Origin of the sequence: Clostridium peptidivorans, assembly GCF_900205925.1 — a bacterium.
GTDB lineage: Bacteria > Bacillota > Clostridia > Clostridiales > Clostridiaceae > Clostridium_AK > Clostridium_AK peptidivorans.
Map to the genome: position 1 here is coordinate 1 of NZ_OAOD01000010.1, position 24,403 is coordinate 24,403.

Annotated in this window: 43 protein-coding genes; all 43 read left to right on the plus strand. The window is 33.5% G+C overall.

Translation table 11 applies throughout. The features are described from left to right. Nucleotides 1–112, plus strand: a 112-nt coding sequence (locus CRN98_RS09545) for an EF-Tu C-terminal domain-related protein (RefSeq protein ID WP_479723515.1), incomplete at its 5' end; no start/stop codon positions are given. A 383-nt stretch (nucleotides 113–495) separates the two neighbouring features. Further along, nucleotides 496–804, plus strand: a complete 309-nt coding sequence (gene rpsJ / locus CRN98_RS09550) for a 30S ribosomal protein S10 (RefSeq protein WP_097027203.1) — start codon at nucleotides 496–498, stop codon at nucleotides 802–804. Between the two features lie 82 nt (nucleotides 805–886). Further along, complete coding sequence (gene rplC / locus CRN98_RS09555; protein WP_097027204.1) at nucleotides 887–1,516, plus strand: 50S ribosomal protein L3; 630 nt, start codon at nucleotides 887–889, stop codon at nucleotides 1,514–1,516. 24 nt (nucleotides 1,517–1,540) lie between these two features. Continuing rightward, nucleotides 1,541–2,161: a 50S ribosomal protein L4 gene (rplD, locus tag CRN98_RS09560; RefSeq protein WP_097027205.1), complete on the plus strand. Its 621-nt coding sequence runs from the start codon at nucleotides 1,541–1,543 to the stop codon at nucleotides 2,159–2,161. Then, nucleotides 2,161–2,454, plus strand: coding sequence for a 50S ribosomal protein L23 (gene rplW / locus CRN98_RS09565; RefSeq protein ID WP_035306421.1), 294 nt, complete (start codon nucleotides 2,161–2,163; stop codon nucleotides 2,452–2,454). Before rplD ends, rplW begins: the two co-directional genes overlap by 1 nt. A gap of 59 nt (nucleotides 2,455–2,513) precedes the next feature. After that, nucleotides 2,514–3,344, plus strand: coding sequence for a 50S ribosomal protein L2 (gene rplB, locus CRN98_RS09570; RefSeq protein WP_097027206.1), 831 nt, complete (start codon nucleotides 2,514–2,516; stop codon nucleotides 3,342–3,344). A 68-nt stretch (nucleotides 3,345–3,412) separates the two neighbouring features. Then, entirely contained in the window at nucleotides 3,413–3,697 is a 285-nt protein-coding gene (gene rpsS / locus CRN98_RS09575) for a 30S ribosomal protein S19 (protein ID WP_097027207.1), read from the plus strand. Between the two features lie 22 nt (nucleotides 3,698–3,719). Further along, nucleotides 3,720–4,055, plus strand: coding sequence for a 50S ribosomal protein L22 (gene rplV / locus CRN98_RS09580; RefSeq protein WP_097027208.1), 336 nt, complete (start codon nucleotides 3,720–3,722; stop codon nucleotides 4,053–4,055). 18 nt (nucleotides 4,056–4,073) lie between these two features. Continuing rightward, complete coding sequence (rpsC, locus tag CRN98_RS09585) at nucleotides 4,074–4,742, plus strand: 30S ribosomal protein S3 (protein ID WP_097027209.1); 669 nt, start codon at nucleotides 4,074–4,076, stop codon at nucleotides 4,740–4,742. Between the two features lie 17 nt (nucleotides 4,743–4,759). Continuing rightward, entirely contained in the window at nucleotides 4,760–5,203 is a 444-nt protein-coding gene (gene rplP / locus CRN98_RS09590) for a 50S ribosomal protein L16 (RefSeq protein WP_097027210.1), read from the plus strand. Then, on the plus strand, nucleotides 5,193–5,402 hold the full coding sequence (gene rpmC / locus CRN98_RS09595; protein ID WP_097027211.1) for a 50S ribosomal protein L29: 210 nt from the start codon (nucleotides 5,193–5,195) through the stop codon (nucleotides 5,400–5,402). The genes rplP and rpmC overlap by 11 nt, the downstream gene beginning before the upstream one ends. A gap of 19 nt (nucleotides 5,403–5,421) precedes the next feature. Further along, nucleotides 5,422–5,676, plus strand: a complete 255-nt coding sequence (rpsQ, locus tag CRN98_RS09600) for a 30S ribosomal protein S17 (protein ID WP_097027212.1) — start codon at nucleotides 5,422–5,424, stop codon at nucleotides 5,674–5,676. Between the two features lie 31 nt (nucleotides 5,677–5,707). Next, on the plus strand, nucleotides 5,708–6,076 hold the full coding sequence (gene rplN / locus CRN98_RS09605) for a 50S ribosomal protein L14 (RefSeq protein ID WP_035306444.1): 369 nt from the start codon (nucleotides 5,708–5,710) through the stop codon (nucleotides 6,074–6,076). Between the two features lie 18 nt (nucleotides 6,077–6,094). After that, nucleotides 6,095–6,415, plus strand: coding sequence for a 50S ribosomal protein L24 (gene rplX / locus CRN98_RS09610; RefSeq protein ID WP_035306447.1), 321 nt, complete (start codon nucleotides 6,095–6,097; stop codon nucleotides 6,413–6,415). A 21-nt stretch (nucleotides 6,416–6,436) separates the two neighbouring features. Continuing rightward, entirely contained in the window at nucleotides 6,437–6,979 is a 543-nt protein-coding gene (gene rplE, locus CRN98_RS09615; RefSeq protein WP_097027213.1) for a 50S ribosomal protein L5, read from the plus strand. Nucleotides 6,980–6,995: 16 nt separating this feature from the next. Further along, nucleotides 6,996–7,181 carry a type Z 30S ribosomal protein S14 gene (locus CRN98_RS09620; RefSeq protein WP_035306453.1) on the plus strand — a complete coding sequence of 62 codons (186 nt, stop codon included), beginning with the start codon at nucleotides 6,996–6,998 and terminating at the stop codon, nucleotides 7,179–7,181. A 27-nt stretch (nucleotides 7,182–7,208) separates the two neighbouring features. After that, the gene (rpsH, locus tag CRN98_RS09625; RefSeq protein ID WP_035306457.1) at nucleotides 7,209–7,607 is read left to right on the plus strand and encodes a 30S ribosomal protein S8; all 399 of its coding nucleotides are present in this window, start codon (nucleotides 7,209–7,211) and stop codon (nucleotides 7,605–7,607) included. A gap of 22 nt (nucleotides 7,608–7,629) precedes the next feature. Further along, nucleotides 7,630–8,172: a 50S ribosomal protein L6 gene (gene rplF / locus CRN98_RS09630; protein WP_097027214.1), complete on the plus strand. Its 543-nt coding sequence runs from the start codon at nucleotides 7,630–7,632 to the stop codon at nucleotides 8,170–8,172. Nucleotides 8,173–8,192: 20 nt separating this feature from the next. Continuing rightward, the gene (gene rplR, locus CRN98_RS09635) at nucleotides 8,193–8,552 is read left to right on the plus strand and encodes a 50S ribosomal protein L18 (RefSeq protein ID WP_097027215.1); all 360 of its coding nucleotides are present in this window, start codon (nucleotides 8,193–8,195) and stop codon (nucleotides 8,550–8,552) included. 16 nt (nucleotides 8,553–8,568) lie between these two features. Further along, nucleotides 8,569–9,066 (plus strand): 30S ribosomal protein S5, encoded by a 498-nt coding sequence (rpsE, locus tag CRN98_RS09640; protein ID WP_097027216.1) that lies wholly within the window; start codon nucleotides 8,569–8,571, stop codon nucleotides 9,064–9,066. A 12-nt stretch (nucleotides 9,067–9,078) separates the two neighbouring features. Further along, complete coding sequence (gene rpmD, locus CRN98_RS09645) at nucleotides 9,079–9,261, plus strand: 50S ribosomal protein L30 (protein WP_097027217.1); 183 nt, start codon at nucleotides 9,079–9,081, stop codon at nucleotides 9,259–9,261. Between the two features lie 19 nt (nucleotides 9,262–9,280). Further along, entirely contained in the window at nucleotides 9,281–9,721 is a 441-nt protein-coding gene (gene rplO, locus CRN98_RS09650; RefSeq protein WP_035306474.1) for a 50S ribosomal protein L15, read from the plus strand. A gap of 1 nt (nucleotide 9,722) precedes the next feature. Further along, the gene (secY, locus tag CRN98_RS09655) at nucleotides 9,723–11,000 is read left to right on the plus strand and encodes a preprotein translocase subunit SecY (protein WP_097027218.1); all 1,278 of its coding nucleotides are present in this window, start codon (nucleotides 9,723–9,725) and stop codon (nucleotides 10,998–11,000) included. Nucleotides 11,001–11,022: 22 nt separating this feature from the next. After that, a complete protein-coding gene (locus CRN98_RS09660; protein ID WP_097027219.1) occupies nucleotides 11,023–11,673 on the plus strand; it encodes an adenylate kinase in 651 nt (216 codons plus the stop codon). Beyond that, nucleotides 11,674–12,426 carry a type I methionyl aminopeptidase gene (gene map / locus CRN98_RS09665; protein WP_097027220.1) on the plus strand — a complete coding sequence of 251 codons (753 nt, stop codon included), beginning with the start codon at nucleotides 11,674–11,676 and terminating at the stop codon, nucleotides 12,424–12,426. A gap of 2 nt (nucleotides 12,427–12,428) precedes the next feature. Then, on the plus strand, nucleotides 12,429–12,719 hold the full coding sequence (locus tag CRN98_RS09670) for an RNA-binding protein (RefSeq protein WP_423237097.1): 291 nt from the start codon (nucleotides 12,429–12,431) through the stop codon (nucleotides 12,717–12,719). 6 nt (nucleotides 12,720–12,725) lie between these two features. After that, on the plus strand, nucleotides 12,726–12,944 hold the full coding sequence (gene infA, locus CRN98_RS09675; RefSeq protein ID WP_035306489.1) for a translation initiation factor IF-1: 219 nt from the start codon (nucleotides 12,726–12,728) through the stop codon (nucleotides 12,942–12,944). 15 nt (nucleotides 12,945–12,959) lie between these two features. After that, a complete protein-coding gene (gene rpmJ, locus CRN98_RS09680) occupies nucleotides 12,960–13,073 on the plus strand; it encodes a 50S ribosomal protein L36 (protein ID WP_003373491.1) in 114 nt (37 codons plus the stop codon). Nucleotides 13,074–13,197: 124 nt separating this feature from the next. Next, a complete protein-coding gene (gene rpsM, locus CRN98_RS09685; protein ID WP_097027222.1) occupies nucleotides 13,198–13,569 on the plus strand; it encodes a 30S ribosomal protein S13 in 372 nt (123 codons plus the stop codon). 29 nt (nucleotides 13,570–13,598) lie between these two features. Then, nucleotides 13,599–13,997, plus strand: a complete 399-nt coding sequence (gene rpsK, locus CRN98_RS09690) for a 30S ribosomal protein S11 (RefSeq protein ID WP_035306494.1) — start codon at nucleotides 13,599–13,601, stop codon at nucleotides 13,995–13,997. Nucleotides 13,998–14,026: 29 nt separating this feature from the next. Beyond that, nucleotides 14,027–14,647 (plus strand): 30S ribosomal protein S4, encoded by a 621-nt coding sequence (gene rpsD / locus CRN98_RS09695; RefSeq protein ID WP_097027223.1) that lies wholly within the window; start codon nucleotides 14,027–14,029, stop codon nucleotides 14,645–14,647. Between the two features lie 69 nt (nucleotides 14,648–14,716). Beyond that, nucleotides 14,717–15,664 carry a DNA-directed RNA polymerase subunit alpha gene (locus CRN98_RS09700; protein WP_097027224.1) on the plus strand — a complete coding sequence of 316 codons (948 nt, stop codon included), beginning with the start codon at nucleotides 14,717–14,719 and terminating at the stop codon, nucleotides 15,662–15,664. 41 nt (nucleotides 15,665–15,705) lie between these two features. Continuing rightward, nucleotides 15,706–16,047: a 50S ribosomal protein L17 gene (gene rplQ, locus CRN98_RS09705; RefSeq protein WP_035306503.1), complete on the plus strand. Its 342-nt coding sequence runs from the start codon at nucleotides 15,706–15,708 to the stop codon at nucleotides 16,045–16,047. 70 nt (nucleotides 16,048–16,117) lie between these two features. Further along, nucleotides 16,118–16,963, plus strand: a complete 846-nt coding sequence (locus CRN98_RS09710) for an energy-coupling factor transporter ATPase (protein ID WP_097027225.1) — start codon at nucleotides 16,118–16,120, stop codon at nucleotides 16,961–16,963. Beyond that, complete coding sequence (locus CRN98_RS09715) at nucleotides 16,948–17,802, plus strand: energy-coupling factor transporter ATPase (protein WP_097027226.1); 855 nt, start codon at nucleotides 16,948–16,950, stop codon at nucleotides 17,800–17,802. The genes CRN98_RS09710 and CRN98_RS09715 overlap by 16 nt, the downstream gene beginning before the upstream one ends. A gap of 23 nt (nucleotides 17,803–17,825) precedes the next feature. Continuing rightward, nucleotides 17,826–18,629: an energy-coupling factor transporter transmembrane component T family protein gene (locus CRN98_RS09720; RefSeq protein ID WP_097027227.1), complete on the plus strand. Its 804-nt coding sequence runs from the start codon at nucleotides 17,826–17,828 to the stop codon at nucleotides 18,627–18,629. After that, the gene (truA, locus tag CRN98_RS09725; RefSeq protein WP_097027316.1) at nucleotides 18,629–19,363 is read left to right on the plus strand and encodes a tRNA pseudouridine(38-40) synthase TruA; all 735 of its coding nucleotides are present in this window, start codon (nucleotides 18,629–18,631) and stop codon (nucleotides 19,361–19,363) included. The genes CRN98_RS09720 and truA overlap by 1 nt, the downstream gene beginning before the upstream one ends. A 149-nt stretch (nucleotides 19,364–19,512) precedes the next feature. Continuing rightward, nucleotides 19,513–19,947, plus strand: coding sequence for a 50S ribosomal protein L13 (gene rplM / locus CRN98_RS09730; RefSeq protein WP_097027228.1), 435 nt, complete (start codon nucleotides 19,513–19,515; stop codon nucleotides 19,945–19,947). 30 nt (nucleotides 19,948–19,977) lie between these two features. Then, a complete protein-coding gene (gene rpsI, locus CRN98_RS09735) occupies nucleotides 19,978–20,370 on the plus strand; it encodes a 30S ribosomal protein S9 (RefSeq protein WP_097027229.1) in 393 nt (130 codons plus the stop codon). 126 nt (nucleotides 20,371–20,496) lie between these two features. After that, nucleotides 20,497–21,195, plus strand: coding sequence for an N-acetylmuramoyl-L-alanine amidase CwlD (cwlD, locus tag CRN98_RS09740; protein ID WP_423237098.1), 699 nt, complete (start codon nucleotides 20,497–20,499; stop codon nucleotides 21,193–21,195). A 310-nt stretch (nucleotides 21,196–21,505) separates the two neighbouring features. After that, a complete protein-coding gene (locus tag CRN98_RS09745; protein WP_097027231.1) occupies nucleotides 21,506–22,483 on the plus strand; it encodes a GntR family transcriptional regulator in 978 nt (325 codons plus the stop codon). A 61-nt stretch (nucleotides 22,484–22,544) separates the two neighbouring features. Beyond that, nucleotides 22,545–22,958 (plus strand): methylaspartate mutase subunit S, encoded by a 414-nt coding sequence (gene mamA / locus CRN98_RS09750; protein ID WP_035306523.1) that lies wholly within the window; start codon nucleotides 22,545–22,547, stop codon nucleotides 22,956–22,958. A gap of 54 nt (nucleotides 22,959–23,012) precedes the next feature. Beyond that, complete coding sequence (gene glmL, locus CRN98_RS09755; protein ID WP_097027232.1) at nucleotides 23,013–24,401, plus strand: methylaspartate mutase accessory protein GlmL; 1,389 nt, start codon at nucleotides 23,013–23,015, stop codon at nucleotides 24,399–24,401. The last annotated feature ends 2 nt before the right edge of the window (nucleotides 24,402–24,403 follow it).

Below are 24,403 nucleotides of genomic sequence, written 5' to 3' on the forward strand. Positions count from 1 at the left end.
CATGAAAGTTGAATTAATCACTCCAATAGCTATGGATGAAGGATTAAGATTCGCTATCAGAGAAGGTGGAAGAACAGTAGGTTCAGGTGTTGTTACTACAATAGAAGAATAATAAAAAAATGTTGAAATTTTTTTATTAAAAGTATATACTTTAGCTATGCATAGCAAAAGAAGAGTGTAAAACACTCTTCTTTTTTATAAAGTGTAGATATATAACATAAATTGGGCTGTTATACAAAATAAAAAAAATACTTGTCAATTTTAAAGAAGTAGTGTATACTATAGAAGTTGTATTGTGATAACAGCGATGAGGTAAGAGGTTGCCGGACTTCCGGGTAATTCTTAACCTAGTTAGTTTTGGTCTAGAACCAGGCGACGGTTATTTTGTGATGTGTTTTGTTGGGATGTTTAATGCAACACCCGGAGCAGTTTACAGAATATATCCGCTGTTGTACGTATGAAGTAAAGCGTGCAGGAAAAAAGGAGGGAAATTAAATGGCAAAGCAAAAAATTAGAATTAGATTAAAAGCGTTTGATCACACAATATTAGATCAATCAGCTCAAAAAATTGTAGAAACTGCTAAGACATCAGGAGCAAAGGTAGCAGGACCAGTGCCACTACCAACAGAAAAGGATGTTGTTACTGTATTGAGAGCTCCACATAAATATAAGGACTCAAGAGAGCAGTTTGAAATTAGAACTCATAAGAGATTAATTGATATCCTTAGCCCATCACCAAAGACTGTTGATGCGTTAATGAGATTAGATTTACCAGCAGGCGTTGATATTGAAATAAAATTATAATTGTAATAGATTTTACTATTACGAACTATTATGACTGCATAAAAATAATGTGGTCCGCTAATATGTTGAGGAGGTGTAACAATTGAAAAAAGCTATAATAGGTAAAAAGCTTGGAATGACTCAGATATTTGATGAAAATAACAAGGTGGTTCCTGTAACAGTAATTGAAGCAGGTCCATGTGTAGTTACTCAGAAGAAAACTGTTGAAAAAGATGGTTATGAGGCTATACAGGTAGGATATGGTGTAATAAAAGAAAAGCTAGTAAATAAGCCATTAAAGGGTCACTTCAGCAAAGCAGGAGTAGAATCCAAGAGATTATTAAAGGAATTCAAATTAGAAGATTCCAATGATTATCAAGTAGGACAGGAATTAAAGGCAGATTTATTTGTAGCAGGAGATAAGGTTGATGTGTCTGGAGTTTCTAAGGGTAAGGGATTCCAAGGTACAATAAAGAGATGGAATGGTCACAGAGGGCCAATGACACACGGTTCTAAATTCCATAGATCAGTAGGTTCCATGGGAGCTTCTTCAGATCCATCAAGAACTTTCAAGAACAAGAAGATGCCTGGACACATGGGAAACAGAAATACAACTGTATTAAACTTAGAAGTTGTTAAGATTATGCCAGAAAAGAATATAATCTTGATTAAGGGCGGAGTACCAGGACCAAATAAAGGTTTTGTGGTAATAAGAAATAGCGTTAAAGCTTAATTTTTGTAGAAAGGAGGATGCAGAATGCCTACAGTAGGATTATTTAACAAACAAGGTCAAAAGGTTGGAGATGTTCAATTAGCAGATAACATATTTGCTACTGAAATTAATGAGTATGCATTACATCAAGTAGTTGTAGCTCAATTAGCTAATAAAAGACAAGGAACTCAGTCTGCAAAGACAAGAGCAGAAGTTTCTGGAGGCGGAATAAAGCCTTGGAGACAAAAAGGAACTGGTAGAGCAAGACAAGGATCAACAAGATCTCCACAATGGATACACGGAGGTATTGTTTTTGCTCCAAAGCCAAGAAGTTATAGAGTTTCAATTCCAAAGTCAATGAGAAGAGTTGCTATGAAATCAGCTTTATCTGCTAAAGTTAAAGATAATAGCATGATAGTATTAGAAAACCTTGAATTAGAAGCTCCAAAGACTAAGGAAATGATTGCTATGTTAAAGGCTTTTGAAGCTAAAAAGACTTTGATTGTTACAGCTGAATCAAACGGAAATGTTTATAAATCAGCTAGAAACATTGAAGGAGTAGCAGTTATTCCAGTAAACAATTTAAATGTATATGATATTTTAAAATATGAGAAGTTTATAATAACTAAGGATGCTGTATCTAAAGTTGAGGAGGTGTATGCATAATGAAGCTAACAAATTATGATATAATAAGAAGACCTGTTATAACTGAAAAAAGTATGGCTTCTATGGGAGAAAAGCAGTACACCTTTATCGTAGATAAGCATGCTAATAAGTGCCAAATAAAAACAGCTGTTGAAGCAGTATTTGGTGTAAAAGTAGAAGAAGTGAGAACTGCAAACATTCTTGGAAAGAACAAGAGAGTTGGAGTACACTTTGGAAAGAGACCTGATTACAAGAAAGCTGTAGTTAAACTAGCTCAAGATAGTAAAGCTATAGAATTCTTCGAAGGAATGTAATATTAAATTAAAGCGTTATTGGCTATAAGCCAGATAAGCTAAGAAATGGAGGTTTACAAATGGCAGTTAAAACATTTAGACCTACCACTCCAAGTAGAAGACAGATGACTATGAGCACTTTTGAAGAAATTACAACAAATGAGCCAGAAAAGTCATTATTAGTTTCTTTAAGTAAAACAGGTGGTAGAAATAATACCGGTAAAATAACTGTTCGTCATCGTGGTGGCGGTGCAAAGAGAAAATATAGATTAATAGACTTCAAGAGAAATAAGGATGGAATTCCAGCGAAGGTTTCTAGCGTAGAATATGATCCAAATAGAACAGCGTTTATAGCATTAGTGGTATATGCTGATGGTGAAAAAAGATACATAGTTGCTCCACACGGATTAAAAGTAGGGGATACAATTGTATCAGGACCAGAAGCTGATATAAAAGTAGGAAACTGCTTGCCATTAAAGAACATACCAGTAGGTACAATTGTTCATAATGTAGAATTAGCAAGAGGAAAAGGTGCTCAGCTTGTAAGAGCAGCAGGAAGTTCTGCACAGTTAATGGCTAAAGAAGGAGACTATGCAACTTTAAGACTTCCAAGTGGAGAAATGAGATACGTTAGAGTAGAATGTAGAGCTACTATAGGAACAGTATCAAATTTAACTAATGATATAATTAACATAGGTAAAGCTGGAAGAACAAGACATAAGGGTTTCAGACCTACAGTTAGAGGTTCTGTAATGAATCCTAATGACCATCCACACGGTGGTGGTGAAGGTAAATCACCAGTCGGACACGCAAGCCCAATGACTCCATGGGGTAAACCAGCTCTTGGATACAAAACTAGAAAACATAAGAAATATTCAGACAGACTTATTGTTAAGAAAAGAACTAAATAATTTGAAGAGAATATTTTTATTCTCTTCAAAGATTATTATAACGGTTATATGAAGGGAGGCCAATAAATTTGAGTAGATCTGTTAAAAAAGGACCTTTTATACATGAGGGACTTTTAATGAAAATAAATGAAATGAACAAAAATGGAGAAAAGAAAGTTGTAAAGACTTGGTCTAGAAGTTCAACTATTTTCCCACAGATGATTGGTCATACTATAGCAGTGCATGATGGAAGAAAGCATGTTCCTGTATATGTTACTGAAGATATGGTAGGACATAAATTAGGAGAATTTGCTCTAACAAGAACTTATAGGGGTCACGTAGATAAGACAGCTAAGTCAAGTTCTGTTAGATAATGCGGGAAGGAGGTAATAATAAATGGAAGCTAAAGCAATAGCTAAATATGTAAGAATGTCCCCAATGAAAGTGGGTATAGTTCTTGATTTAATAAGAGATAAGAATGTAAATGAGGCCTTTGCTATATTAAAATATACTCCTAAAAGAGCAGCTGTAGTTGTAGAAAAAGTTTTAAAATCAGCTGTAGCAAATGCAGAAAATAATTTAAACTTAGATATAAATACATTATTTGTAGCAGAAGCTTACGCTTGTCAGGGACCTGTATTAAAGAGATTTCAACCTCATGCACAAGGTAGAGCTTTTAGAATACTTAAAAGAACTAGTCATATAACATTAGTTGTTAAAGAAAGAGCTTAAAAAGAAGGAGGGAAACAGATGGGTCAGAAAGTACATCCACACGGCTTAAGAGTTGGAGTTATTAAAGATTGGGATGCTAAATGGTATTCTGATAAGAAGAATTTTGCAGATAACTTAGTAGAAGACAATAGTATAAGAGAATTCGTAAAGAAAAAATCTTATGCTGCTGGAATCTCAAAAATAGAAATAGAAAGAGCTGCAAAAAGAGTTAAATTAAACATCTATACTGCTAAACCAGGAATGATAATTGGTAAGGGTGGTTCAGGGATAGATGCTTTAAGAAACGAACTTAAGAAGTTTGTAAGAGATGATAAAAATATATTAATAAATATAGTAGAAGTTAAAAATGCAGAAACAAATGCACAGTTAATGGCTGAAAATGTTGCTCAGCAGTTAGAAAAGAGAATATCTTTTAGAAGAGCTATGAAACAAACTATACAAAGAGCAATGAAATCAGGAGTTAAGGGTGTTAAGACTGCTTGCTCAGGAAGACTTGGTGGAGCAGATATAGCTAGAACTGAACAGTATCATGAAGGCACAATTCCACTTCAGACATTAAGAGCTGATATCGATTATGGATTTGCTGAAGCAGATACTACATATGGTAAAATAGGAATAAAAGTTTGGGTATATAGAGGTGAAGTTCTTCCAGTTAAAAAAGAAACAAAGGAAGAAGTTAATGCATAGGGAAGGAGGAATATGACATGTTAATGCCTAAAAGGGTTAAACATCGTAAAGTACAACGCGGTAGAATGAAGGGTAAGGCTACAAGAGGAAACTTTATAGCTTATGGTGATTACGGTTTACAAGCTACTGAATGTGGTTGGATTACTAGCAATCAGATAGAATCAGCCAGAATAGCTATAAATAGATATATAAAAAGAGGAGGAAAACTTTGGATAAAGATTTTCCCAGATAAACCAGTTACTGAAAAGCCAGCCGAAACACGTATGGGTTCCGGTAAAGGTTCACCAGAGTACTGGGTAGCAGTTATAAAACCAGGTAGAGTTTTATTTGAATTAACAGGTGTAGATGAAAAGGTTGCTAGAGAGGCTATGAGACTTGCAGCACACAAACTACCTGTATCAACTAAATTTGTAAAAAGATCAGATTTTGAGGAAATGGGTGGTGAAATCAATGAAGGCTAAAGAATTACAGGAATTAAGAAACACCCCACAAGATTTAGAGGGTAAATTAAATGACCTTAAGGGCGAATTATTTAACCTAAGATTTCAATTAGCTACTGGCCAATTAGAAAACCCAATGAGAATAAGAGAAGTTAAAAAATCTATAGCCCAGATTAAAACCATCCTTAGAGAAGCAGAACTAAGGACTATTGAGCAGTAATTGAGAGGAGGTTCATCCTGTGGAAAGAAAATTAAGAAAGACAAGATTAGGTAGAGTTGTTTCTGATAAAATGGATAAAACAATAGTTGTTGCAGTTGAAACAAAAGTTCGTCATCCATTATACGGAAAGACAATTAATAGAACAACTAAATTTAAAGCTCATGATGAAAATAATGAAGCAAAGATGAATGATAGAGTAGTAATAATGGAAACTAGACCATTATCTAAAGATAAAAGATGGAGACTTGTAGAAATAGTAGAAAAGGCAAAATAATAGTTACAAAGGCTGAAAGGAGGGTATTTGAATGATTCAGCAGCAAACTATACTAAAAGTTGCAGATAACTCTGGTGCTAAAGAAATAATGTGTATTAGAGTATTAGGTGGATCAAAAAGAAAATGGGGTAACATAGGCGATATAATCGTTGCTAGTGTTAAAAGTGCAACACCAGGCGGTGTTGTTAAAAAAGGTGAAGTAGTTAAAGCCGTTATAGTAAGATCTGTTAAAGGATTAAGAAGAGCAGACGGATCATATATAAGATTTGATGAAAATGCGGCTGTTATAATAAAAGATGATAAGCAGCCAAAGGGTACTCGTATCTTTGGACCTGTAGCTAGAGAGATAAGAGACAAAGAATTTACAAAAATTTTATCCTTAGCACCTGAAGTTCTATAGGATAGGGAGGTGACTTGAATGCAGAATAAAATACATGTTAGAAAACAGGACACTGTAATGGTTATATCTGGTAAAGATAAAGGTAAGATAGGTGAAGTTGTAAGTGTATTACCTAAGACTAACAAAGTATTAGTTAAGGGTGTTAATTTAATTACAAAACATCAAAAACCAAGCAAAGAGAATATGCAGGGTGGAATAGTTCATAAAGAAGCACCTATATATAGTTCCAAAGTTATGTTATACTGCACAAAGTGCAAATCAGTAACAAGAATAAGTCATAAATTATTAGATGATGGAACTAAAGTAAGAGTTTGTAAAAAGTGTGGAGAAACATTCTAATCTTGAAAGGAGGTTTACTTAATGAATCCAAGATTACAAGAAAAGTATGAAAAAGAAGTTGTACCAGCTTTAATGGAAAAGTTCGGATATAAAAATATAATGGAAGTTCCAAAGCTTGATAAGATAGTTATTAACATGGGTATTGGAGAAGCTAAGGACAATCAGAAGGTATTAGAATCAGCTATTAGTGATTTAACTATAATAGCAGGTCAAAAGCCAATATTAACAAGAGCTAAAAAGTCTATTGCTAACTTTAAAATAAGAGAAAACATGGCAATAGGATGCAAGGTAACATTAAGAAAGAATACAATGTATGAATTTGCAGATAAGTTAATGAATGTAGCTCTTCCAAGAGTTAGAGACTTTAGAGGAATTTCTGATAAGTCTTTTGACGGTAGAGGAAATTATTCATTAGGACTTAAAGAGCAATTAATATTCCCAGAAATTGAATATGATAAAATTGATAAAGTTAGAGGAATGGATATAACATTTGTAACTACTGCAAAGACTGACGAGGAAGCTAGGGAATTATTAAGATTCCTTGGAATGCCGTTTGTTCAGTAATTAAGGAGGGAAAACTGTGGCACGTAAAGCTTTGATAGAAAAATGGAAAAAAGAACCTAAGTATTCCACTAGAGCTTATACAAGATGTAGAATATGTGGTAGACCACATGCTGTGCTAAGAAAATTTGGTATATGCCGTATTTGCTTTAGAGAACTTGCATATAAAGGACAAATACCAGGATGCAAGAAAGCTAGCTGGTAATATAGAATAGGAAAGGAGGCACATTAAATGGTAATGACTGACCCAATTGCTGATTTATTAACTCGTATAAGAAACGCAAACATAGTTAAACATGAAACTGTAGAAATACCTTCTTCAACTATAAAGAAGGCTATTGCAAACATAATGTTACAAGAAGGATATATAAAGAACGTTGAGGAATATACTGACGGATCAGTTCCAATGTTAAAAGTGACAATGAAATATGGTCAGAACAAAGAAAAAACTATTACTGGTTTAAAGAGAATATCAAAACCAGGATTAAGAGTATATTGCAGAAAAGAAGAGATTCCTAGAGTGTTGAATGGATTAGGAGTAGCTATCGTATCAACTTCAAAAGGAATAGTTACAGATAGAGAAGCAAGAAAATTAGCTGTAGGCGGAGAAGTTCTTTGCTACATATGGTAATTAGGAAACAGGAGGTGTAATTATGTCAAGAATTGGTAGACTTCCAATAGCTATACCTAATGGTGTAACTTTCTCAGTAACACCAGACAACGTTGTTACTGTAAAAGGACCAAAGGGTGAACTTGTTAAAGCTATGAACACTGCTATTAATATAGCTGTTGAAGATAATTCTGTTGTAGTAACAAGAAATAATGATCAGAAACAAAACAGAGCTCTTCATGGATTAACAAGAGCTTTAATCAATAATATGATTATTGGAGTAACTGAAGGATACAAAAAGACTTTAGAATTAGTTGGTGTAGGTTATAGAGCTCAGGTACAGGGAAGTAAGTTAGTAATGAGCTTAGGATTCTCACATCCAGTTGAAATAGATCCAGTAGAAGGTGTTCAATTCCAGGTTGAAGGAAATAACAAAGTAATAGTTAGCGGTATAGATAAGCAAAAGGTAGGAAACGTTGCTGCTGATATAAGAAGCTGGAGAAAACCTGAACCTTACAAAGGAAAAGGTATTAAGTATGATAACGAAGTTATTAGACGTAAGGAAGGTAAGACTGGTAAGAAATAATAAGAAAGGAGTGAGTTTCAATGATTAATAAGCAAGGCAGACAAGAAGCAAGAGTGAGACGTCACATAAGAGTTCGTAAAAAGGTTTTTGGAACTCCTGAAATGCCAAGACTTGCGGTATATAGAAGCGAAAAGAACATATATGCTCAGATAGTAGATGACATAAATGGAGTAACTTTAGTTTCAGCTTCCAGTTTAGAAAAAGAATTCAACGCAGTTGGAAGCAATAAAGAAGGAGCTAAGTTAGTAGGAGAATCCGTAGCGAAGAAAGCTTTAGAAAAAGGAATCACTAAAGTAGTATTTGATAGAGGCGGATACATTTATCACGGAAGAGTGCAACAACTTGCAGAAGGTGCAAGAGAAGCAGGTTTACAATTCTAATAAAGGAGGGAAATAAATGAGAATAGATCCTAGCACTTTAAACTTAAAAGAAAAAGTAGTTTTTATTAATAGAGTTGCTAAGGTTGTTAAAGGTGGTAGAAACTTTAGATTTAGCGCCCTCGTTGTAGTAGGAGACGAAAATGGTCATGTAGGCGTAGGTATGGGAAAATCTATAGAAATACCTGAAGCAATTAGAAAAGGAATAGAAGATGCAAAGAAGAATTTAGTGGAAGTTGCAATGGTAGGAACTACAGTTCCACATAATATAGAAGGTAAATTCGGTACAGGAAGAGTACTTATAATGAAATCTAAAGAAGGTACAGGAGTTATAGCTGGGGGTCCAGTTAGAGCGGTACTTGAACTAGCAGGATTAAAAGATGTTAGAGCAAAATCTTTAGGTTCCAATAACCCAAGAAACATGGTTAATGCAACTATCGACGGTTTATCAAGAGGAAGAACAGCTGAGCAAATAGCTAAGCTAAGAGGAAAAACCGTTGAAGAGATCTTAGGTTAGGAGGGAATAACCTTGGCTAAACTTAAAATTACTTTAAAAAAGAGTACTATTGGTAGAAGAAAAGACCAAATAGCTACAGTTACTGCTCTTGGATTAAAGAAGATCGGTAAAACTGTTGAACATGATGACACTCCTCAAATCAGAGGAATGATAAATAAGGTAAGCTACCTTTTAGATGTAGTAGAAGTACAGTAAAAGAGGAGGTGTAACTATAATGAAACTTCACGAATTAAGACCAGCAGAAGGTTCCAGAAAAGCTCCTAAAAGAGTCGGAAGAGGTACAGGTTCTGGCCTTGGAAGAAATGCAGGTAAGGGAGAAAAGGGACAGAATGCTAGATCAGGCGGTGGCGTAAGACCAGGATTTGAAGGTGGCCAGATGCCTTTATATAGAAGATTACCTAAAAGAGGATTTACGAACATATTTGCAAAAGAATATGCTACTATAAATGTAGATAGATTAAACATATTTGAAGATGGAACAGAAGTAACTCCAGAAGTATTAATGGAAAACGGAGTAATAAGTAAAGTATACGATGGAGTTAAAATTCTTGGAAACGGCGAATTAACTAAGAAGTTAACTGTAAAAGCTACAAAGTTCTCCAAGGCAGCAGCTGAAAAGATTGAGACAGCTGGAGGAAAAGTTGAGGTGATATAAGTTGTTATCAACCCTACGTAATGCCTGGAAAGTTCCAGATTTAAAAAAGAGACTAATATTTACGTTTTTTATGTTAGCTCTTTTTAGAATGGGTAATTTTATCCTTGTTCCTGGAATAGATCGAACTAAGTTACAAGCTCTTTCACAGGGTGGAAACTTATTTGCCTTTTATGACTTGATGTCTGGTGGTGCTTTCAGTAATTTTAGTATATTTGCAATGGGTGTAGGGCCGTATATTACCTCATCTATTATTTTTCAATTGCTAACTATTGCTTTACCTTCTTTAGAACAACTTTCTAAAGAAGGAGAAGATGGCAGAAAGAAGATTCAGCAATATACTCGTTATGGAGCTATATTCTTTGCTATAGTTCAGGCATTTAGTACGTACGCTATAATTTCAAGAGCTGGAGCACTACAAGATCCATCAAGACTAAACATGTTCTTGATTATTCTTACTTTAACGACAGCATCCACATTTTTAATGTGGTTTGGAGATAAGATTACTGTAAAAGGTATAGGTAATGGTATATCACTTTTAATATTTGTCAATATTATATCTGGGATTCCGAAGACTATATATCAAGTTGCTGCATTACAAAAGGTAGAAGAAGTAAACTTTATACAGGTTATAATGTTTGCTGCTCTAGCAGTAGCTTTATTTATAGCAGTAGTTATCATGAGTTTGGCAGAAAGAAGAATTCCTGTTCAATATGCAGGTAAGACTGTAGGCGGTAGGGTGTATAAAGGACAATCGACTCATATTCCTATTAATGTTAACTCAGCAGGAGTTATAGGAATCATATTTGCTGGGTCTGTTATGCAATTTCCTGCCACTATAGGTGCCATTTGGCCAGAATCTAAATTTTATACTTTTGTTACAGGAAGTAAGTTTAGTTTCTTTAAAGAAGGAAGCTTGCAGTATATGCTTATATATTTTATCCTTGTAATATTTTTTACATGGTTTTATACTCAAGTTACTTTTAAACCAGATGAAATGGCTGAAAACATGCATAAATCATCAGGATTCATACCAGGAATAAGACCTGGAGATCCAACTGCTAACTATATAGATAAGATATTAACAAAAATATCCATATTAGGTGGTAGTTTTGTTGCTATGATAGCTATTCTTCCTATATTTATAGCAAGTAGTACTCCTTTTAAAGGAGTTTACTTTGGTGGTACAGGATTATTAATAATGGTCAGTGTAGCACTTGAAGCTGTAAGACAAATAGAATCACAGTTAGTTATGAGACATTATCAAGGATTCTTAAAGTAATATATAATTGGAGATGGTTTAGTTGAATATAATTTTATTAGGTCCTCCAGGAGCTGGAAAAGGGACTCAGGCTAAATTAATAAGTGAAAAGTATTCCATACCACATATATCTACAGGAGATATTTTTAGAAAAAATATCTCTAAAAAAACGCCCCTAGGAGTAAAGGCGAAGAGTTATATGGATAAGGGTCAGTTAGTTCCTGATGAGTTAACTATAGATCTAGTGAAGGACAGATTACAACAAGAAGATTGTAAGAATGGATTTCTTTTAGATGGATTCCCAAGAACAGTTGCACAAGCAGAAGCATTAGATAAATTTTTATATGAAGATAATCAAAACATAAATTCTGCGCTTTTAATAGATGTTCCTCAAGAGTATATACTTGAGAGAATGACTGGAAGAAGAGTTTGTAATTCATGTGGCGCAAGTTATCATATAAAATTCAATCCTTCAAAAGTTGAGGAAAAGTGTGACGTTTGTGGAAGTGAGTTAATTCAAAGAAAAGATGATTCAGAGGAAACAGTTAAAGAAAGACTTGACGTTTATTCAAAGCAGACGCAACCTTTAATTCAGTACTATAGTGATAAGAAAGTATTATCTACTATAGATGGTACAAGAGAGATAAAAGAAGTATTTGAGAATATTTCTGATATTTTGGGGAGCGAAAAGTAAATGATATTAATTAAAAATGATATGGAAATTGAATATATGAGGCAAGCAGGTAAAGTTGTGGGTGACACTCTAGCAAAACTTCAAGAGGTTATAAAGCCTGGTATAACTACTGCGGACTTGGATAAAATAGCTGAGGAATTTATTGCAAAAAGAGGTGCTAAGCCATCTTTTAAAGGGTATCATGGATTCCCAGCTTCCATATGTGCATCAGTAAATAGCGAAGTAGTACATGGAATTCCTTCTAAGGAGAGAATTCTTCAAGAAGGAGATATAATAAGCATAGATTGCGGAGCTATACTTAATGGATATCACGGAGATGCGGCAAGAACATTTGCTGTAGGGAATATATCCAAGGAAGCAGAGCAACTAATTAATGTAACTAGAGAAGGTTTTTTCAAAGGTATAGAAAAGGCTATAGTGGGTAATAGATTAACAGATATTTCACACTCAATTCAAATGTATGTGGAAAGTTTTGGATATTCTATTGTTAGAGACTATGTTGGTCATGGTATAGGAAGAGATATGCATGAAGCTCCTGAAGTTCCTAACTTCGGTAGACCTGGAAGAGGACCAAAATTGACTAAGGGTATGGTGCTAGCCATAGAGCCGATGGTAAATATAGGCGCATATCAAGTTTTTGTAGAAGATAATGAATGGACAGTAGTAACAAATGATAAAAGCTTGTCTGCTCATTATGAAAATACAGTAGCTATCTTAGAAAATGGACCAGAAATATTAACACTAGGTCAGTAGAGGTGAATAATTTGGAACAAAACGACAACATAGGCAAGGTAGTTTACTCTAAGGCTGGAAGAGATAAGGATAGGTTTTTTATAATAGTTGGAAAATTGAACGATGAATATGTATATATTTCAGATGGATGTTTAAGACTAATGGAAAAACCTAAAAAGAAGAAGATAAGGCACTTGTCTTTTACTAACATGCTATCAGAAGAAATAAGAGAATTGATATTATCAGGAAATACAATTAATAATTCATTAATTAGAAAGTTTTTGCAGTCTCACGACATGAACAAGGAGGTTTGAGACCTTATGTCAAAAGAAGATGTAATTGAAATGCAGGGTACGGTATTAGAAGCTTTACCTAATGCAATGTTCGAAGTGGAACTAGAAAGTGGCCATAAGATATTGGCGCATATTTCTGGAAAATTAAGAATGAATTTTATTAAAATTTTACCAGGTGATAAAGTCACTGTAGAGTTATCTCCATATGATTTAACACGTGGAAGAATAACTTGGAGAGCAAAGTAATAAGGAGGGTTAGCTATGAAAGTAAGACCATCAGTTAAACCTATATGCGAAAAATGTAAAGTTATTAAAAGAAAAGGCAGAGTTATGGTTATCTGTGAAAACCCAAAACATAAGCAAAAACAGGGTTAATTAAAGTGAATAATGTTTTAGGAGCGGCTGACATTAGAAGCTAGTGTTTCTAATGGCCTAAAACTTTAGATATAAATAAATTCATATTACTCATAAAGAAGATATTCAGGAGGTGTAAATTTTAATGGCAAGAATAGCAGGTATTGACCTACCAAAGGAAAAAAGAATAGAAATAGGCATAACCTACATTTATGGAATTGGATTACCAACAGCCCATAAAATTCTTAAAGAAACAGGAGTAAATCCAGACACAAGAGTTAGAGATTTAACTGAAGAAGAAGTAAACTCATTAAGAGACTATATAAATAAGAATTTAACAGTTGAGGGTGATTTAAGAAGAGATATCGCTCTTGATATAAAGAGATTAATGGAAATAGGATCTTACAGAGGAATAAGACATAGAAAAGGTCTTCCAGTAAGAGGTCAGAAAACTAAGACAAATGCTAGAACTAGAAAAGGACCTAAGAAAATGGTTGCTAGCAAAAAGAAGAAATAAGATCTAATAATAAATAAGGAGGGATAAAGATGGCAGCTGGATCAAAAGTTAAAAAGACAAGAAGAAGAAAAGAGAGAAAAAATGTTGAACATGGTTGTGCTCACATACAATCAACTTTCAACAATTCTATAGTTACTATAACTGATGCCGTTGGAAATGCATTATCTTGGTCAAGTGCAGGAGGCTTAGGATTTAGAGGCTCAAGAAAGAGTACTCCGTTTGCAGCTCAGATGGCAGCAGAAACTGCAGCAAAGGCAGCTATGGAACACGGTTTAAAGAGTGTAGAAGTTTTAGTTAAGGGACCAGGAGCAGGTAGGGAAGCGGCTATAAGATCACTACAGGCAGCTGGACTTGAAGTAACTTTAATTAAGGATGTTACTCCAATACCACATAATGGTTGTAGACCACCAAAGAGAAGAAGAGTCTAATATTATAGTAATAGGAGGTGTAATTTTTAATGGCAAGATATACTGGAGCAGTTTGCAGACTTTGCAGAAGAGAAGGATTAAAACTATTCCTTAAAGGAGATAGATGTTTTACAGATAAATGTGCTATCGCAAGAAGAGGATATGCACCAGGACAACATGGACAGAGCAGAAAGAAGATCTCTAACTATGGATTACAGTTAAGAGAAAAGCAGAAAGCTAAGAGAATATACGGGTTATTAGAAAAGCAGTTTAGAATAAATTATGATAAAGCTGAAAGAGTAAAGGGTATAACAGGTGAAACTCTACTAAAGCTTCTTGAAATGAGACTTGATAATGTAGTTTATAGATTAGGCTACGGAAGCTCAAGAAAGGAAGCAAGACAGTTAGTGACTCATGGACATTTCTTAGTAAATGGAAAGAAAGTAGATATACCTTCTTACCAAGTAGCTGTAAATGATGTTATAACTGTATCAGAAAAGAGCAGAGCTAGCGAAACTTTCAAAGTATTTGCTGAGAATCCAAAAACTTTACCAAACTGGTTATCTGGAAATCCAGAAAACTTCGAAGGTAAAGTAATAAGTGAACCAGCAAGAGCTGATATAGATGTACCTGTAAACGAAACATTAATAGTAGAGTTATACAGCAAATAATAATTAGCTTAATTAAAAGAATCAGTTGCCCTCAACGTCAATTTATATAAATAAAAAGGAGGGTTCTAAATGTTAGAAATAGAGAAGCCTAAAATAGAATGTGTGGAAATGGCTGAAGATGGTTCTTATGGCAAGTTTGTTATAGAACCTCTAGAAAGAGGCTATGGAACAACACTAGGAAATGCTTTAAGAAGAATATTACTTTCTTCATTACCTGGAGCAGCTGTTAACCATATAAAAATTGAAAATGTCCTTCATGAGTTTTCTACTGTTAAGGGAGTAAAAGAGGATGTAGCTGAGTTAATACTAAACATAAAGATGTTAGCTTTAAAAATGAATGGTGATGGGCCTAGAACTATATATATAGATACACAAGGACCAGGCGAAGTTACAGCAGGAGATATAAAAGCAGATGGTGATATAGAAATAATCAATAAAGATTTACATATAGCTACCCTTGATGATGAAGCAAGACTTTACATCGAGTTAATAGTAAATAGAGGTAGAGGATATGTCACTCAAAGCAAGAATAAGGCAGAGGGTATGCCTATAGGAACCATTCCTGTAGATTCAATTTATACTCCTATAAAGAGGGTTAACTTTACAGTAGAAAATACAAGAGTAGGTCAGATAACTGATTATGATAAGTTAACACTTGAATTATGGACTAATGGAACAATTATGCCAGATGAAGCTGTGGGCTTATCATCTAAAATATTAATAGAGCACTTTAAGTTATTTATGACTTTAACAGATCATGCAAACAATGTAGAAATAATGGTAGAAAAAGAAGAAGATAAAAAAGAAAAAGTTTTAGAAATGACTATTGAAGAATTAGATTTATCTGTTAGAAGTTATAATTGTTTAAAGAGAGCAGGAATTAATACAGTTCAAGAATTAACAGAAAAAACCATGGATGATATGATGAAAGTTAGAAACTTAGGTAAGAAATCCTTAGAAGAAGTAGAACAAAAGCTTGAAGCTTTAGGCTTAGGTTTGAAACAAAGTGAGGAATAATTCACATATAGAATTTGCGTGAAAGGTAAGGAGGTATAGAGATGGCAGGATATCGTAAATTAGGTCGTCCAACTGACCAAAGAAGAGCTATGCTTAGAAATCTAGTTACTAGCTTCTTAAAAACTGGAAAGATAGAAACTACAGAAACTAGAGCAAAAGAAGCGAAAAACTTAGCTGAAAAAATGATCACTCTAGGAAAAAGAGGAGATCTTCATGCAAGAAGACAGGCGCTTGCATTTATAACAGAAGAAGAAGTAGTTACAAACTTATTTGAAAATATAGCTCCTAAATATGCTGAAAGAAACGGTGGATACACTAGAATGTATAAAGTAGGTCCAAGAAGAGGCGATGGAGCTGAAATTGTTATACTAGAATTAGTATAACAGCTTAGGGGATTAAGGAAATAGCTTAGTCCCCGTTTTAATATATTGTTAATCACTACGAGGTGTTTAAATGAAAACAAAAATGATTGAGTGTAGGGACGTAGTGTATAAGTACGAGGAACATGGTGAGGAAAAAGTTAAGGTTGCTGTGAATCATGTAAGCTTAGAAATAACTAAGGGTGAATTTGTAGTAGTTTTAGGCAGAAATGGTTCTGGAAAGTCCACTTTGGCAAAACATTTAAATGCACTTTTAATTCCTACAGAAGGCAAAGTATATGTAAATGAGTTAGATACATCAGTAGCAGAAGATATATGGTGTATACGAAATGCAGCAGGGATGGTATTTCAAAATCCTGATAATCAAATAGTAGCTACCATAGTAGAAGAAGATGTTGCCTTTGGACCTGAAAATTTAGGGGTAGATCCTACTGAAATACGTAATAGGGTAGACGACTCTTTGAGAAGAGTAAACATGTATGAATATAGAAAACATGCACCTCATTTATTATCTGGTGGACAGAAGCAACGAATAGCCATTGCAGGAGTACTGGCTATGAGGCCAGAATGTATTATTTTTGATGAGCCTACAGCTATGTTAGATCCATCAGGAAGAAGAGAAGTAGTAAAGACTATAAAAGAGCTAAATAAAAATTATGGTATTACTATTATACTGATTACTCACTATATGGAAGAAGCGGTAGAAGCTGATAGAATAATTGTTATGGATTCAGGAAAGGTAATTGAAGAAGGATCACCTAGGGAGATTTTTAGTAAAGTACAAACTATGAAAGAAACAGGCCTTGATGTACCTCAAGTGACGGAATTAGCTTATGAACTTCAAAAAAACGGAATACATATTAATTCAGATATACTAACTATTGATGAGATGGTGAATGTGCTATGCCAATTAAAATAGAAAACTTGACTCATATATATATGAAGGGGACCCCCTTTGAAAAGATGGCCTTAGATAATGTTTCTATAGAAATAAATAATGGAGAATTTATAGCCCTTATAGGGCATACGGGTTCTGGAAAATCAACTCTTATACAGCATATTAATGGACTACTTAAGCCTAGTTCAGGGAATATAATTGTAGATGATGTGAATATTACTGCTAAGGGTGTTAAGCTATCTGACATAAGAAAAAAAGTTGGATTAGTATTTCAATATCCGGAGTATCAATTATTTGAAGAAACTATAGAAAAGGACATAGCATTTGGCCCTAAAAACTTAGGGTTAAATGATGAAGAAGTAGGAAAAAGGGTCAAAAGAGCAATGAATATAGTAGGATTAGATTATGAAACCTACAAGGATAAGTCTCCATTTGAATTAAGTGGAGGGCAAAAGAGAAGAGTTGCAATAGCAGGGGTTGTAGCTATGGAACCTAAAGTTCTCATATTAGATGAACCTACTGCAGGTCTTGACCCAAAAGGTAGAGATGATATATTAGGAAATATAAAGGAACTCCACAATGAATATAATATGACTATTATATTAGTTTCACATAGTATGGAGGATGTAGCAAAGTTGGCTACTAGAATACTTGTGATGGACAAAGGGAAATGTATCTTAAATGGGGCACCTTCTAAAATATTTAAAGAGATAAATACTTTAGAAAGTGTAGGGCTAGGAGTTCCACAGGTAACTTACTTAGTACAAAGATTGAGAGAAAAAGGCTTTGACATATCTGAAGATGTATTTACCGTAGAACAAGCTAAAGAAGAGATTCTAAGGGCTTTAAAGAAAAACTAAACTTTATTGTTAGGAGAATAGCTATGATTAAAGATATTACTTTAGGACAATATATTCCAGGTGATTCTTTTGTTCATAAATTAGATCCGAGAACAAAAATCCTGATATCTTTAATATATATAATTGATTTATTTATAATTAATAATTTTAAAGGGTATGTTTTTATAGTTTTATTTACTGGAGCGGCAGTAATAGTGTCAAAAGTTCCCTTTAAATACATATATAAAGGATTAAAACCTATATTTATATTAATACTCATTACTGCTTTATTAAACATATTTATGACTAGTGGAGGAAGGATTATTTTTAAATGGCACTTTATAACTATATATGAGCAAGGGTTAAAATTAGCAGCATTTATGGTTATAAGATTGATATTTTTAATCATAGGAACTTCACTTCTTACTCTTACTACTTCACCAATAGAGCTTACAGATGGGATAGAAAAATTATTGAATCCTTTCAAAAAAATAGGGTTGCCAGCACATGAGTTAGCAATGATGATGACCATAGCCTTAAGATTTATTCCTACTTTAATGGATGAAACGGATAAGATAATGAAGGCGCAGATGGCAAGAGGAGCAGATTTTGAGTCTGGGAATATTATCCAAAGAGCAAAAAGTCTTATTCCTCTTTTGGTACCATTATTTATAAGCTCTTTTAGAAGAGCAGATGAGCTAGCTATGGCAATGGAAGCCCGATGCTATAGAGGTGGAGAAGGTAGAACTAGAATGAAGCAATTGAAGTTTTCTCAAAGAGATGTGGTAGCTTCTATAGTTATTATATTATTAGTAACTACATCTATTGGAAGTAGATTTTGGATATGATTAAAAATATAAAACTGACTATTGAATATAATGGAACTAGTTTTTATGGTTGGCAAAGACAACCTAATGCTAGAACTATACAAGGTACAATAGAAGAATGCATAGCTAAGGTTACTCAAGAAGAAGTAGGGGTCATAGGATGTAGTCGTACAGATTCAGGAGTACATGCTAAAAAATTTATATGTAATTTTGCTACTGGTAGCAAAATACCAAGTGAAAAATTTAGTTATGCAATTAATAGAATACTTCCACCTGAAATCATAATATTAGAATCTGAGGAAGTTCCTTCGGATTTTCATGCGCGATTTAGCTGTAAAGGAAAGCGATATGTATATAGTATATTAAACAGAACATGGCCATCTCCTATTAAGAGGGATTTTACATATCATGTCAAAGATAGATTAGATATAGATAAAATGAATGAAGCTGCAAGATATCTTATTGGAAAACATGATTTTGCATCCTTTAGAAATTTAGGGAGCAGTGTTCAATCTACTGTAAGAACAATTACAGAACTAAACGTTATAAAAAATGATGAAGTAATTGAAATTAGAGTTGCAGGAGATGGTTTTTTATATAATATGGTTAGAATCATAAGTGGAACTCTGTTAGATGTAGGACTTAATAAAAGAGAACCAGAAGATATGAAAATCATATTAGAGTCTAGAGATAGAAAAAAGGCAGGCAGGTCACTACCTGCTGCAGGATTATGTCTAGACGAAGTATTTTATTAATAGTATAAAATTAATTGACACACCAGGTACATTGTATTATAATATATAATGTTTGTATCTTAACATAATAGTATAAGAGATCCACTAGCCCCGGGTCTTTATATAGAACGCATATAGTTGAGTGTTTATTAGTTCAAGGAGGGAAAAGGATGAAATCATACGTTGCAAAACCAGAACAAGTTGAAAGAAAATGGTATATAGTTGATGCTGCTGGCAAACCATTAGGTAGAGTTGCTAGCCAAGTTGCTTCAATATTAAGAGGTAAAAATAAGCCAGTATTTACACCACATGTAGATACAGGAGATTTCGTTATAATAATTAATTCAGAAAAGGTAGTTTTAACAGGAAAGAAATTAGATCAGAAAATGTTAAGACACCATTCTCTATATCCAGGTGGATTAAAAGAAACTCCATACAGAGAAGCTTTAGCTAAGAAACCTGAATTTGTATTTGAAGAAGCAGTTAGAAGAATGCTTCCAAAGGGAGTACTTGGAAGACAGATGCTTAAGAAATTAAAAGTATACAGAGGTTCAGAACACAATCATGAAGCTCAGAATCCAGAAGTACTTGAGTTAAAATACTAATTGGTGGAGCTTATAGAAGGAGGAGTTAAAATGGCAAAGGTTCAGTATAACGGAACTGGTAGAAGAAAGAAATCTGTTGCAAGAGTAAGATTAGTACCAGGTGAAGGAAAAGTAATAGTTAATAAAAGAGATATAGAAAATTATTTCGGATTAGAAACATTAATAGTTATAGTTAATCAACCATTAGTATTAACAGGAACTAAGGAAAAATTTGATGTTCTTGTTAACGTTCATGGTGGTGGATTTACAGGTCAAGCAGGAGCTATAAGACACGGTATATCAAGAGCTTTATTAAAAGCTGATGAAAACTTAAAGCCTGCATTAAAGGCAGAAGGATTCTTAACAAGAGATCCAAGAATGAAGGAAAGAAAGAAATACGGTCTTAAAAAGGCAAGAAGAGCTCCACAGTTCTCAAAGAGATAATATTTTACGAAAGAGAGGAAACCCCTCTCTTTTTTTATTTTTAGAAATAATTACATAAAATTTTTTATAATAAAAAAATATATAATGTAAAAACTATTACAGGATTAGAAAGGAGGGATAAAAGTATTGTTAAGACAATATAAAAAAATTTGTTTTTTTTCTGTAATACTATTAACAATAACTATATGGAAGTTTATACCCAATGTATTGGCAAGAAAGGAAATAGCAAATGAAAAGCCTTCAAAGATAATTCTCTTAGATCCAGGACATGGAGGAATGGATGGAGGTGCTGTATCCCCTACAGGAACTATAGAAAAACATATAAATCTAAATATAGGTATTAAATTAAAAAATGAACTAGAAAAGCAAGGATTTAAAGTAATAATGACTAGAGAAGAAGATAAAGGATTGTATAGTGAAGGTGGTACAGTAAGGGAAAAAAAGAGAGAAGATCTTAGCAATAGATCTAAAATGATAGTAGAAAGTAACTGTGATATTTTTGTGAGTATACATTTAAATATGTTTCCTCAGAGAAAGTATTATGGAGCACAAGTTTGGTATGCAAGCAATGAATCTAGTAGCAAGCTAGCTAACATTATACAAGGTAATTTTAAGGCTTATTTAGATAATACCAATAACAGAATAGAAAAACCAGCTAAGGATGAATATAGAGTATTAAGAGGTGTTGGAGAAATACCTGCGGTGTTAATTGAATGTGGATTTTTGTCAAATGAAGTAGAAGAATCTAAGCTTAAAACTGACATATATCAAGAAAAGATAGCTAAAATAATTGCATCATCAATACAATCTTACTTTGAGAAGTAGCTTATATTTCAGACGTATAAGTTTAATATTAATATCGTATAACAATTAATATCGTAGTTGCAAAAAAATGCAAGTAATAGATATAAATATAGAAATGTAGTTATATGAAATTAATGTAAAATTATAAGGTTTTTGGTTAAATTACAATGCAAATTTTAATAAAAATAAGTAATCTGATTATATTGTATATAAATAGACAAAAACTTAAAAAAATTTAATGTTTTTCAAAAAACATATTGATGTTAGATATAGGTTATGTTATTATTAATTTGGTTAATGGATTAGTCCATTAGTCAAATTACCTTTGGGAGTGATTATCATAGAAATCACGATAAATAAAGGGGATAAAGTACCTTTATATATACAAGTTAAAAAGCAAATAATGAACTTAATAAAAGATGGTACTCTCAAAGTAGGATATAAAATGCCCACAGAAAGACAATTATCTGAAGACTTGCAAGTAAGTAGAAATACTGTCAGTATGGCTTACAGAGAACTCGAACAAGAAGGAGTTTTAAAGTCCTATCAAGGAAAAGGAACTTTTGTTGAAGAAGAGGTCAAGCTGTGGAAACATGAGGATGTAATAGAAAAAATAGGTAAGTTTATCGATTTAGCTTTTGAAGAAGCAATAGAAACAGGGATAGACGCAGAAGAATTTTTAGAATTGGTTAATCAAAGGTTAGAGGATAAAAAAAGGCTTATGACTGAAATAAGCGGTATTTATGTAGAATGCAATATAGAGCAGGCTAAAATATTTGCTAAACAGTTAAGTGAGAGAACATCCATACATTTTGTACCCGTTACAGTAAACGATTTAAAATCTATGCAGGAGCAAACAGAAAAGTTGCTAGAAAAGTCACAAATGGTGATTACAACTTTTAATCATGTTAATGAAGTTATAAGACTTACAAAGGCTTATAATAAAAAAGTTTTTGGAGTAGCAATTGCCCCAAATTTAGAAACCATTGTAACGATTGCAAGGTTTCCTATAGGAACTAAATTTGCTTTTGTATGTATTTCAGAAGAATTTAAGTTTAAAGTAAGAAGAGCTTTAGAGGGTGCTGGTTTAGGAAATATATGTGTGGAATATACAAACTCTTTTGAAAAAGATCAGTTAAGTAAGATTATATCTGAAGTAGATGTGGTAATTGCATCTCCAGGTAGATATAACGATGTTAAAGATCTTACAAAGGGTGACAAACAAGTAATCAATTTTTTATATAGCTTAGATGAAGGCACTGTAAAGGCATTGAAGTCTAAGATACTTGAAATTAGATATCTTAGATAAATTATTAATAAGTTTACAATATATAATTTTATATATAAGAATTTTCTAGGAGGTTTTGAAAATGGAGAAAAAGACAATAGTTCTTGGAGTTATTGGTTCAGACTGCCATGCTGTAGGAAACAAAATATTAGATCATTCATTTACAGCAGCAGGCTTCAATGTTATTAACATAGGAGTTTTATCACCACAGGAAGATTTTATAAATGCAGCAATAGAAACTAAGGCAGATGCTATATTAGTTTCCTCTCTTTATGGACAGGGAGAAATTGACTGTAAAGGATTAAGACAGAAATGTGATGAAGCAGGACTTAAAGGAATAACTTTATTCGTTGGTGGAAACATAGTTGTTGGAAAGCAGAACTGGCCAGATGTTGAGCAAAGATTCTTAGACATGGGATTTGACAGAGTTTATCCACCAGGAACATCACCAGAAACTAGCATAGCTGATTTAAAGGAAGCATTAGGAATTAAATAATTAGTTAAGTAAGTTATTTATATAGCTTTACGATTGATTTGGGAGTTGATGAAGGTGAATGCTTATTTATTATTGGATTTTGGTAGTACATATACTAAGTTAACCGCTATTGATATAGAAAATGAAGAAATACTAGCTACAGCTAAAGATATAACAACTGTAGAAAGTGATATAATGATTGGCTTTAATAAAGCTTATGATAATCTTATGTCTCAATTAGAGGGCAAGGAAGTAAACTTTATCGAAAAGCTTGCATGTTCTTCAGCAGCTGGGGGCTTAAAGATGATTGCCATAGGTCTCGTACCAGAACTTACAGCTGAGGCAGCTAAAAGGGCAGCTTTGGGTGCAGGAGCAAGAGTATTAAATGTATATAGTTATGATTTGACTTCCAGAGAAGTGGAAGAGATAAAGAATTCTAATTTAGACATAATACTTTTAGCAGGTGGTACTGACGGTGGTAACAAAGAGTGTATGATCCATAATGCCAAAATGATTGCAGAACATGGTATTAAACTTCCAGTGGTTGTAGCAGGAAACAAAGTAGCTACCGATGAAGTGGCTGAAATATTTGATAAAGCAGGTATATTATATAGAATCACTGAAAATGTAATGCCTAAGCTTAATACATTAAATGTAGAACCTGCAAGAGAAGAAATAAGACAGATATTTATGAAAAGAATAGTAGAAGCAAAAGGCATGAAAAATGCTGAAGGCTTCATAAATGGGATATTAATGCCAACTCCTGCAGCAGTTTTAAAAGCAGCTAGAGTACTAGCTGAAGGAACTGATAAGGAAGATGGCTTAGGAGACATCGTGGTAGTAGATATTGGTGGAGCAACCACAGATATTCATTCTATCAGCGATGGCGAACCAACTAAGCCAGGGGTAACATTAAGAGGTTTACAGGAACCTTTTGCAAAAAGAACAGTAGAGGGAGACCTAGGTATGAGATATTCCGCAGTTTCTCTTTGGGAGGCAGCAGGTACTCGTAAGGTTCAAAAGTATCTCTGCGATGACAGCGTAGATATAGAGGCTTCTTGTAGGCATAGATCAGCTAACATAACAATGGTTCCTCAAACTGAAGAAGAAATAAAGTTTGATGAGGCCATGGGAAAAGTTGCCACTGATTTAGCTATGGAAAGACATGTTGGATATATTGAAAGCATGTATACTCCTATGGGTGTTGTATATAGTCAAATAGGCAAAGACCTTTTAAGAACTAAATACATGATAGGTACCGGAGGAGTATTAGTTCATAGTAAAAATGCAGCAGGTATATTAAAAGCAGGAGCATTTGATATGGCTGATCCAACGCACTTAAAACCTGAAAATCCTGATTTCTATTTAGATAAGACATATATACTTTCTGCAATGGGATTACTTGCAGAAAAAGAACCTGATATAGCAATTAGAATAATGAAAAAATATTTAGTTAAAGTTTGATA

Excerpts from the sequence above, each read along its gene's own strand:
- rpsD (WP_097027223.1), top strand. The coding sequence starts at position 14,027 with ATGGCAAGATATACTGGAGCAGTTTGCAGACTTTGCAGAAGAGAAGGA.
- rpsM (WP_097027222.1), top strand. The coding sequence starts at position 13,198 with ATGGCAAGAATAGCAGGTATTGACCTACCAAAGGAAAAAAGAATAGAA.
- CRN98_RS09710 (WP_097027225.1), top strand. The coding sequence starts at position 16,118 with ATGAAAACAAAAATGATTGAGTGTAGGGACGTAGTGTATAAGTACGAG.
- rpsC (WP_097027209.1), top strand. The coding sequence starts at position 4,074 with ATGGGTCAGAAAGTACATCCACACGGCTTAAGAGTTGGAGTTATTAAA.
- rplV (WP_097027208.1), top strand. The coding sequence starts at position 3,720 with ATGGAAGCTAAAGCAATAGCTAAATATGTAAGAATGTCCCCAATGAAA.
- CRN98_RS09715 (WP_097027226.1), top strand. The coding sequence starts at position 16,948 with ATGCCAATTAAAATAGAAAACTTGACTCATATATATATGAAGGGGACC.
- rpmJ (WP_003373491.1), top strand. The coding sequence starts at position 12,960 with ATGAAAGTAAGACCATCAGTTAAACCTATATGCGAAAAATGTAAAGTT.
- rplW (WP_035306421.1), top strand. The coding sequence starts at position 2,161 with ATGAAGCTAACAAATTATGATATAATAAGAAGACCTGTTATAACTGAA.
- rplE (WP_097027213.1), top strand. The coding sequence starts at position 6,437 with ATGAATCCAAGATTACAAGAAAAGTATGAAAAAGAAGTTGTACCAGCT.
- rpsJ (WP_097027203.1), top strand. The coding sequence starts at position 496 with ATGGCAAAGCAAAAAATTAGAATTAGATTAAAAGCGTTTGATCACACA.
- rpsI (WP_097027229.1), top strand. The coding sequence starts at position 19,978 with ATGGCAAAGGTTCAGTATAACGGAACTGGTAGAAGAAAGAAATCTGTT.
- rplP (WP_097027210.1), top strand. The coding sequence starts at position 4,760 with ATGTTAATGCCTAAAAGGGTTAAACATCGTAAAGTACAACGCGGTAGA.
- rplD (WP_097027205.1), top strand. The coding sequence starts at position 1,541 with ATGCCTACAGTAGGATTATTTAACAAACAAGGTCAAAAGGTTGGAGAT.
- rplR (WP_097027215.1), top strand. The coding sequence starts at position 8,193 with ATGATTAATAAGCAAGGCAGACAAGAAGCAAGAGTGAGACGTCACATA.
- map (WP_097027220.1), top strand. The coding sequence starts at position 11,674 with ATGATATTAATTAAAAATGATATGGAAATTGAATATATGAGGCAAGCA.
- CRN98_RS09700 (WP_097027224.1), top strand. The coding sequence starts at position 14,717 with ATGTTAGAAATAGAGAAGCCTAAAATAGAATGTGTGGAAATGGCTGAA.
- rplN (WP_035306444.1), top strand. The coding sequence starts at position 5,708 with ATGATTCAGCAGCAAACTATACTAAAAGTTGCAGATAACTCTGGTGCT.
- rplQ (WP_035306503.1), top strand. The coding sequence starts at position 15,706 with ATGGCAGGATATCGTAAATTAGGTCGTCCAACTGACCAAAGAAGAGCT.
- rpsE (WP_097027216.1), top strand. The coding sequence starts at position 8,569 with ATGAGAATAGATCCTAGCACTTTAAACTTAAAAGAAAAAGTAGTTTTT.
- rplB (WP_097027206.1), top strand. The coding sequence starts at position 2,514 with ATGGCAGTTAAAACATTTAGACCTACCACTCCAAGTAGAAGACAGATG.
- rpsH (WP_035306457.1), top strand. The coding sequence starts at position 7,209 with ATGGTAATGACTGACCCAATTGCTGATTTATTAACTCGTATAAGAAAC.
- CRN98_RS09720 (WP_097027227.1), top strand. The coding sequence starts at position 17,826 with ATGATTAAAGATATTACTTTAGGACAATATATTCCAGGTGATTCTTTT.
- infA (WP_035306489.1), top strand. The coding sequence starts at position 12,726 with ATGTCAAAAGAAGATGTAATTGAAATGCAGGGTACGGTATTAGAAGCT.
- rplX (WP_035306447.1), top strand. The coding sequence starts at position 6,095 with ATGCAGAATAAAATACATGTTAGAAAACAGGACACTGTAATGGTTATA.
- rplM (WP_097027228.1), top strand. The coding sequence starts at position 19,513 with ATGAAATCATACGTTGCAAAACCAGAACAAGTTGAAAGAAAATGGTAT.
- rplO (WP_035306474.1), top strand. The coding sequence starts at position 9,281 with ATGAAACTTCACGAATTAAGACCAGCAGAAGGTTCCAGAAAAGCTCCT.
- mamA (WP_035306523.1), top strand. The coding sequence starts at position 22,545 with ATGGAGAAAAAGACAATAGTTCTTGGAGTTATTGGTTCAGACTGCCAT.
- rpsK (WP_035306494.1), top strand. The coding sequence starts at position 13,599 with ATGGCAGCTGGATCAAAAGTTAAAAAGACAAGAAGAAGAAAAGAGAGA.
- rplF (WP_097027214.1), top strand. The coding sequence starts at position 7,630 with ATGTCAAGAATTGGTAGACTTCCAATAGCTATACCTAATGGTGTAACT.
- rpmC (WP_097027211.1), top strand. The coding sequence starts at position 5,193 with ATGAAGGCTAAAGAATTACAGGAATTAAGAAACACCCCACAAGATTTA.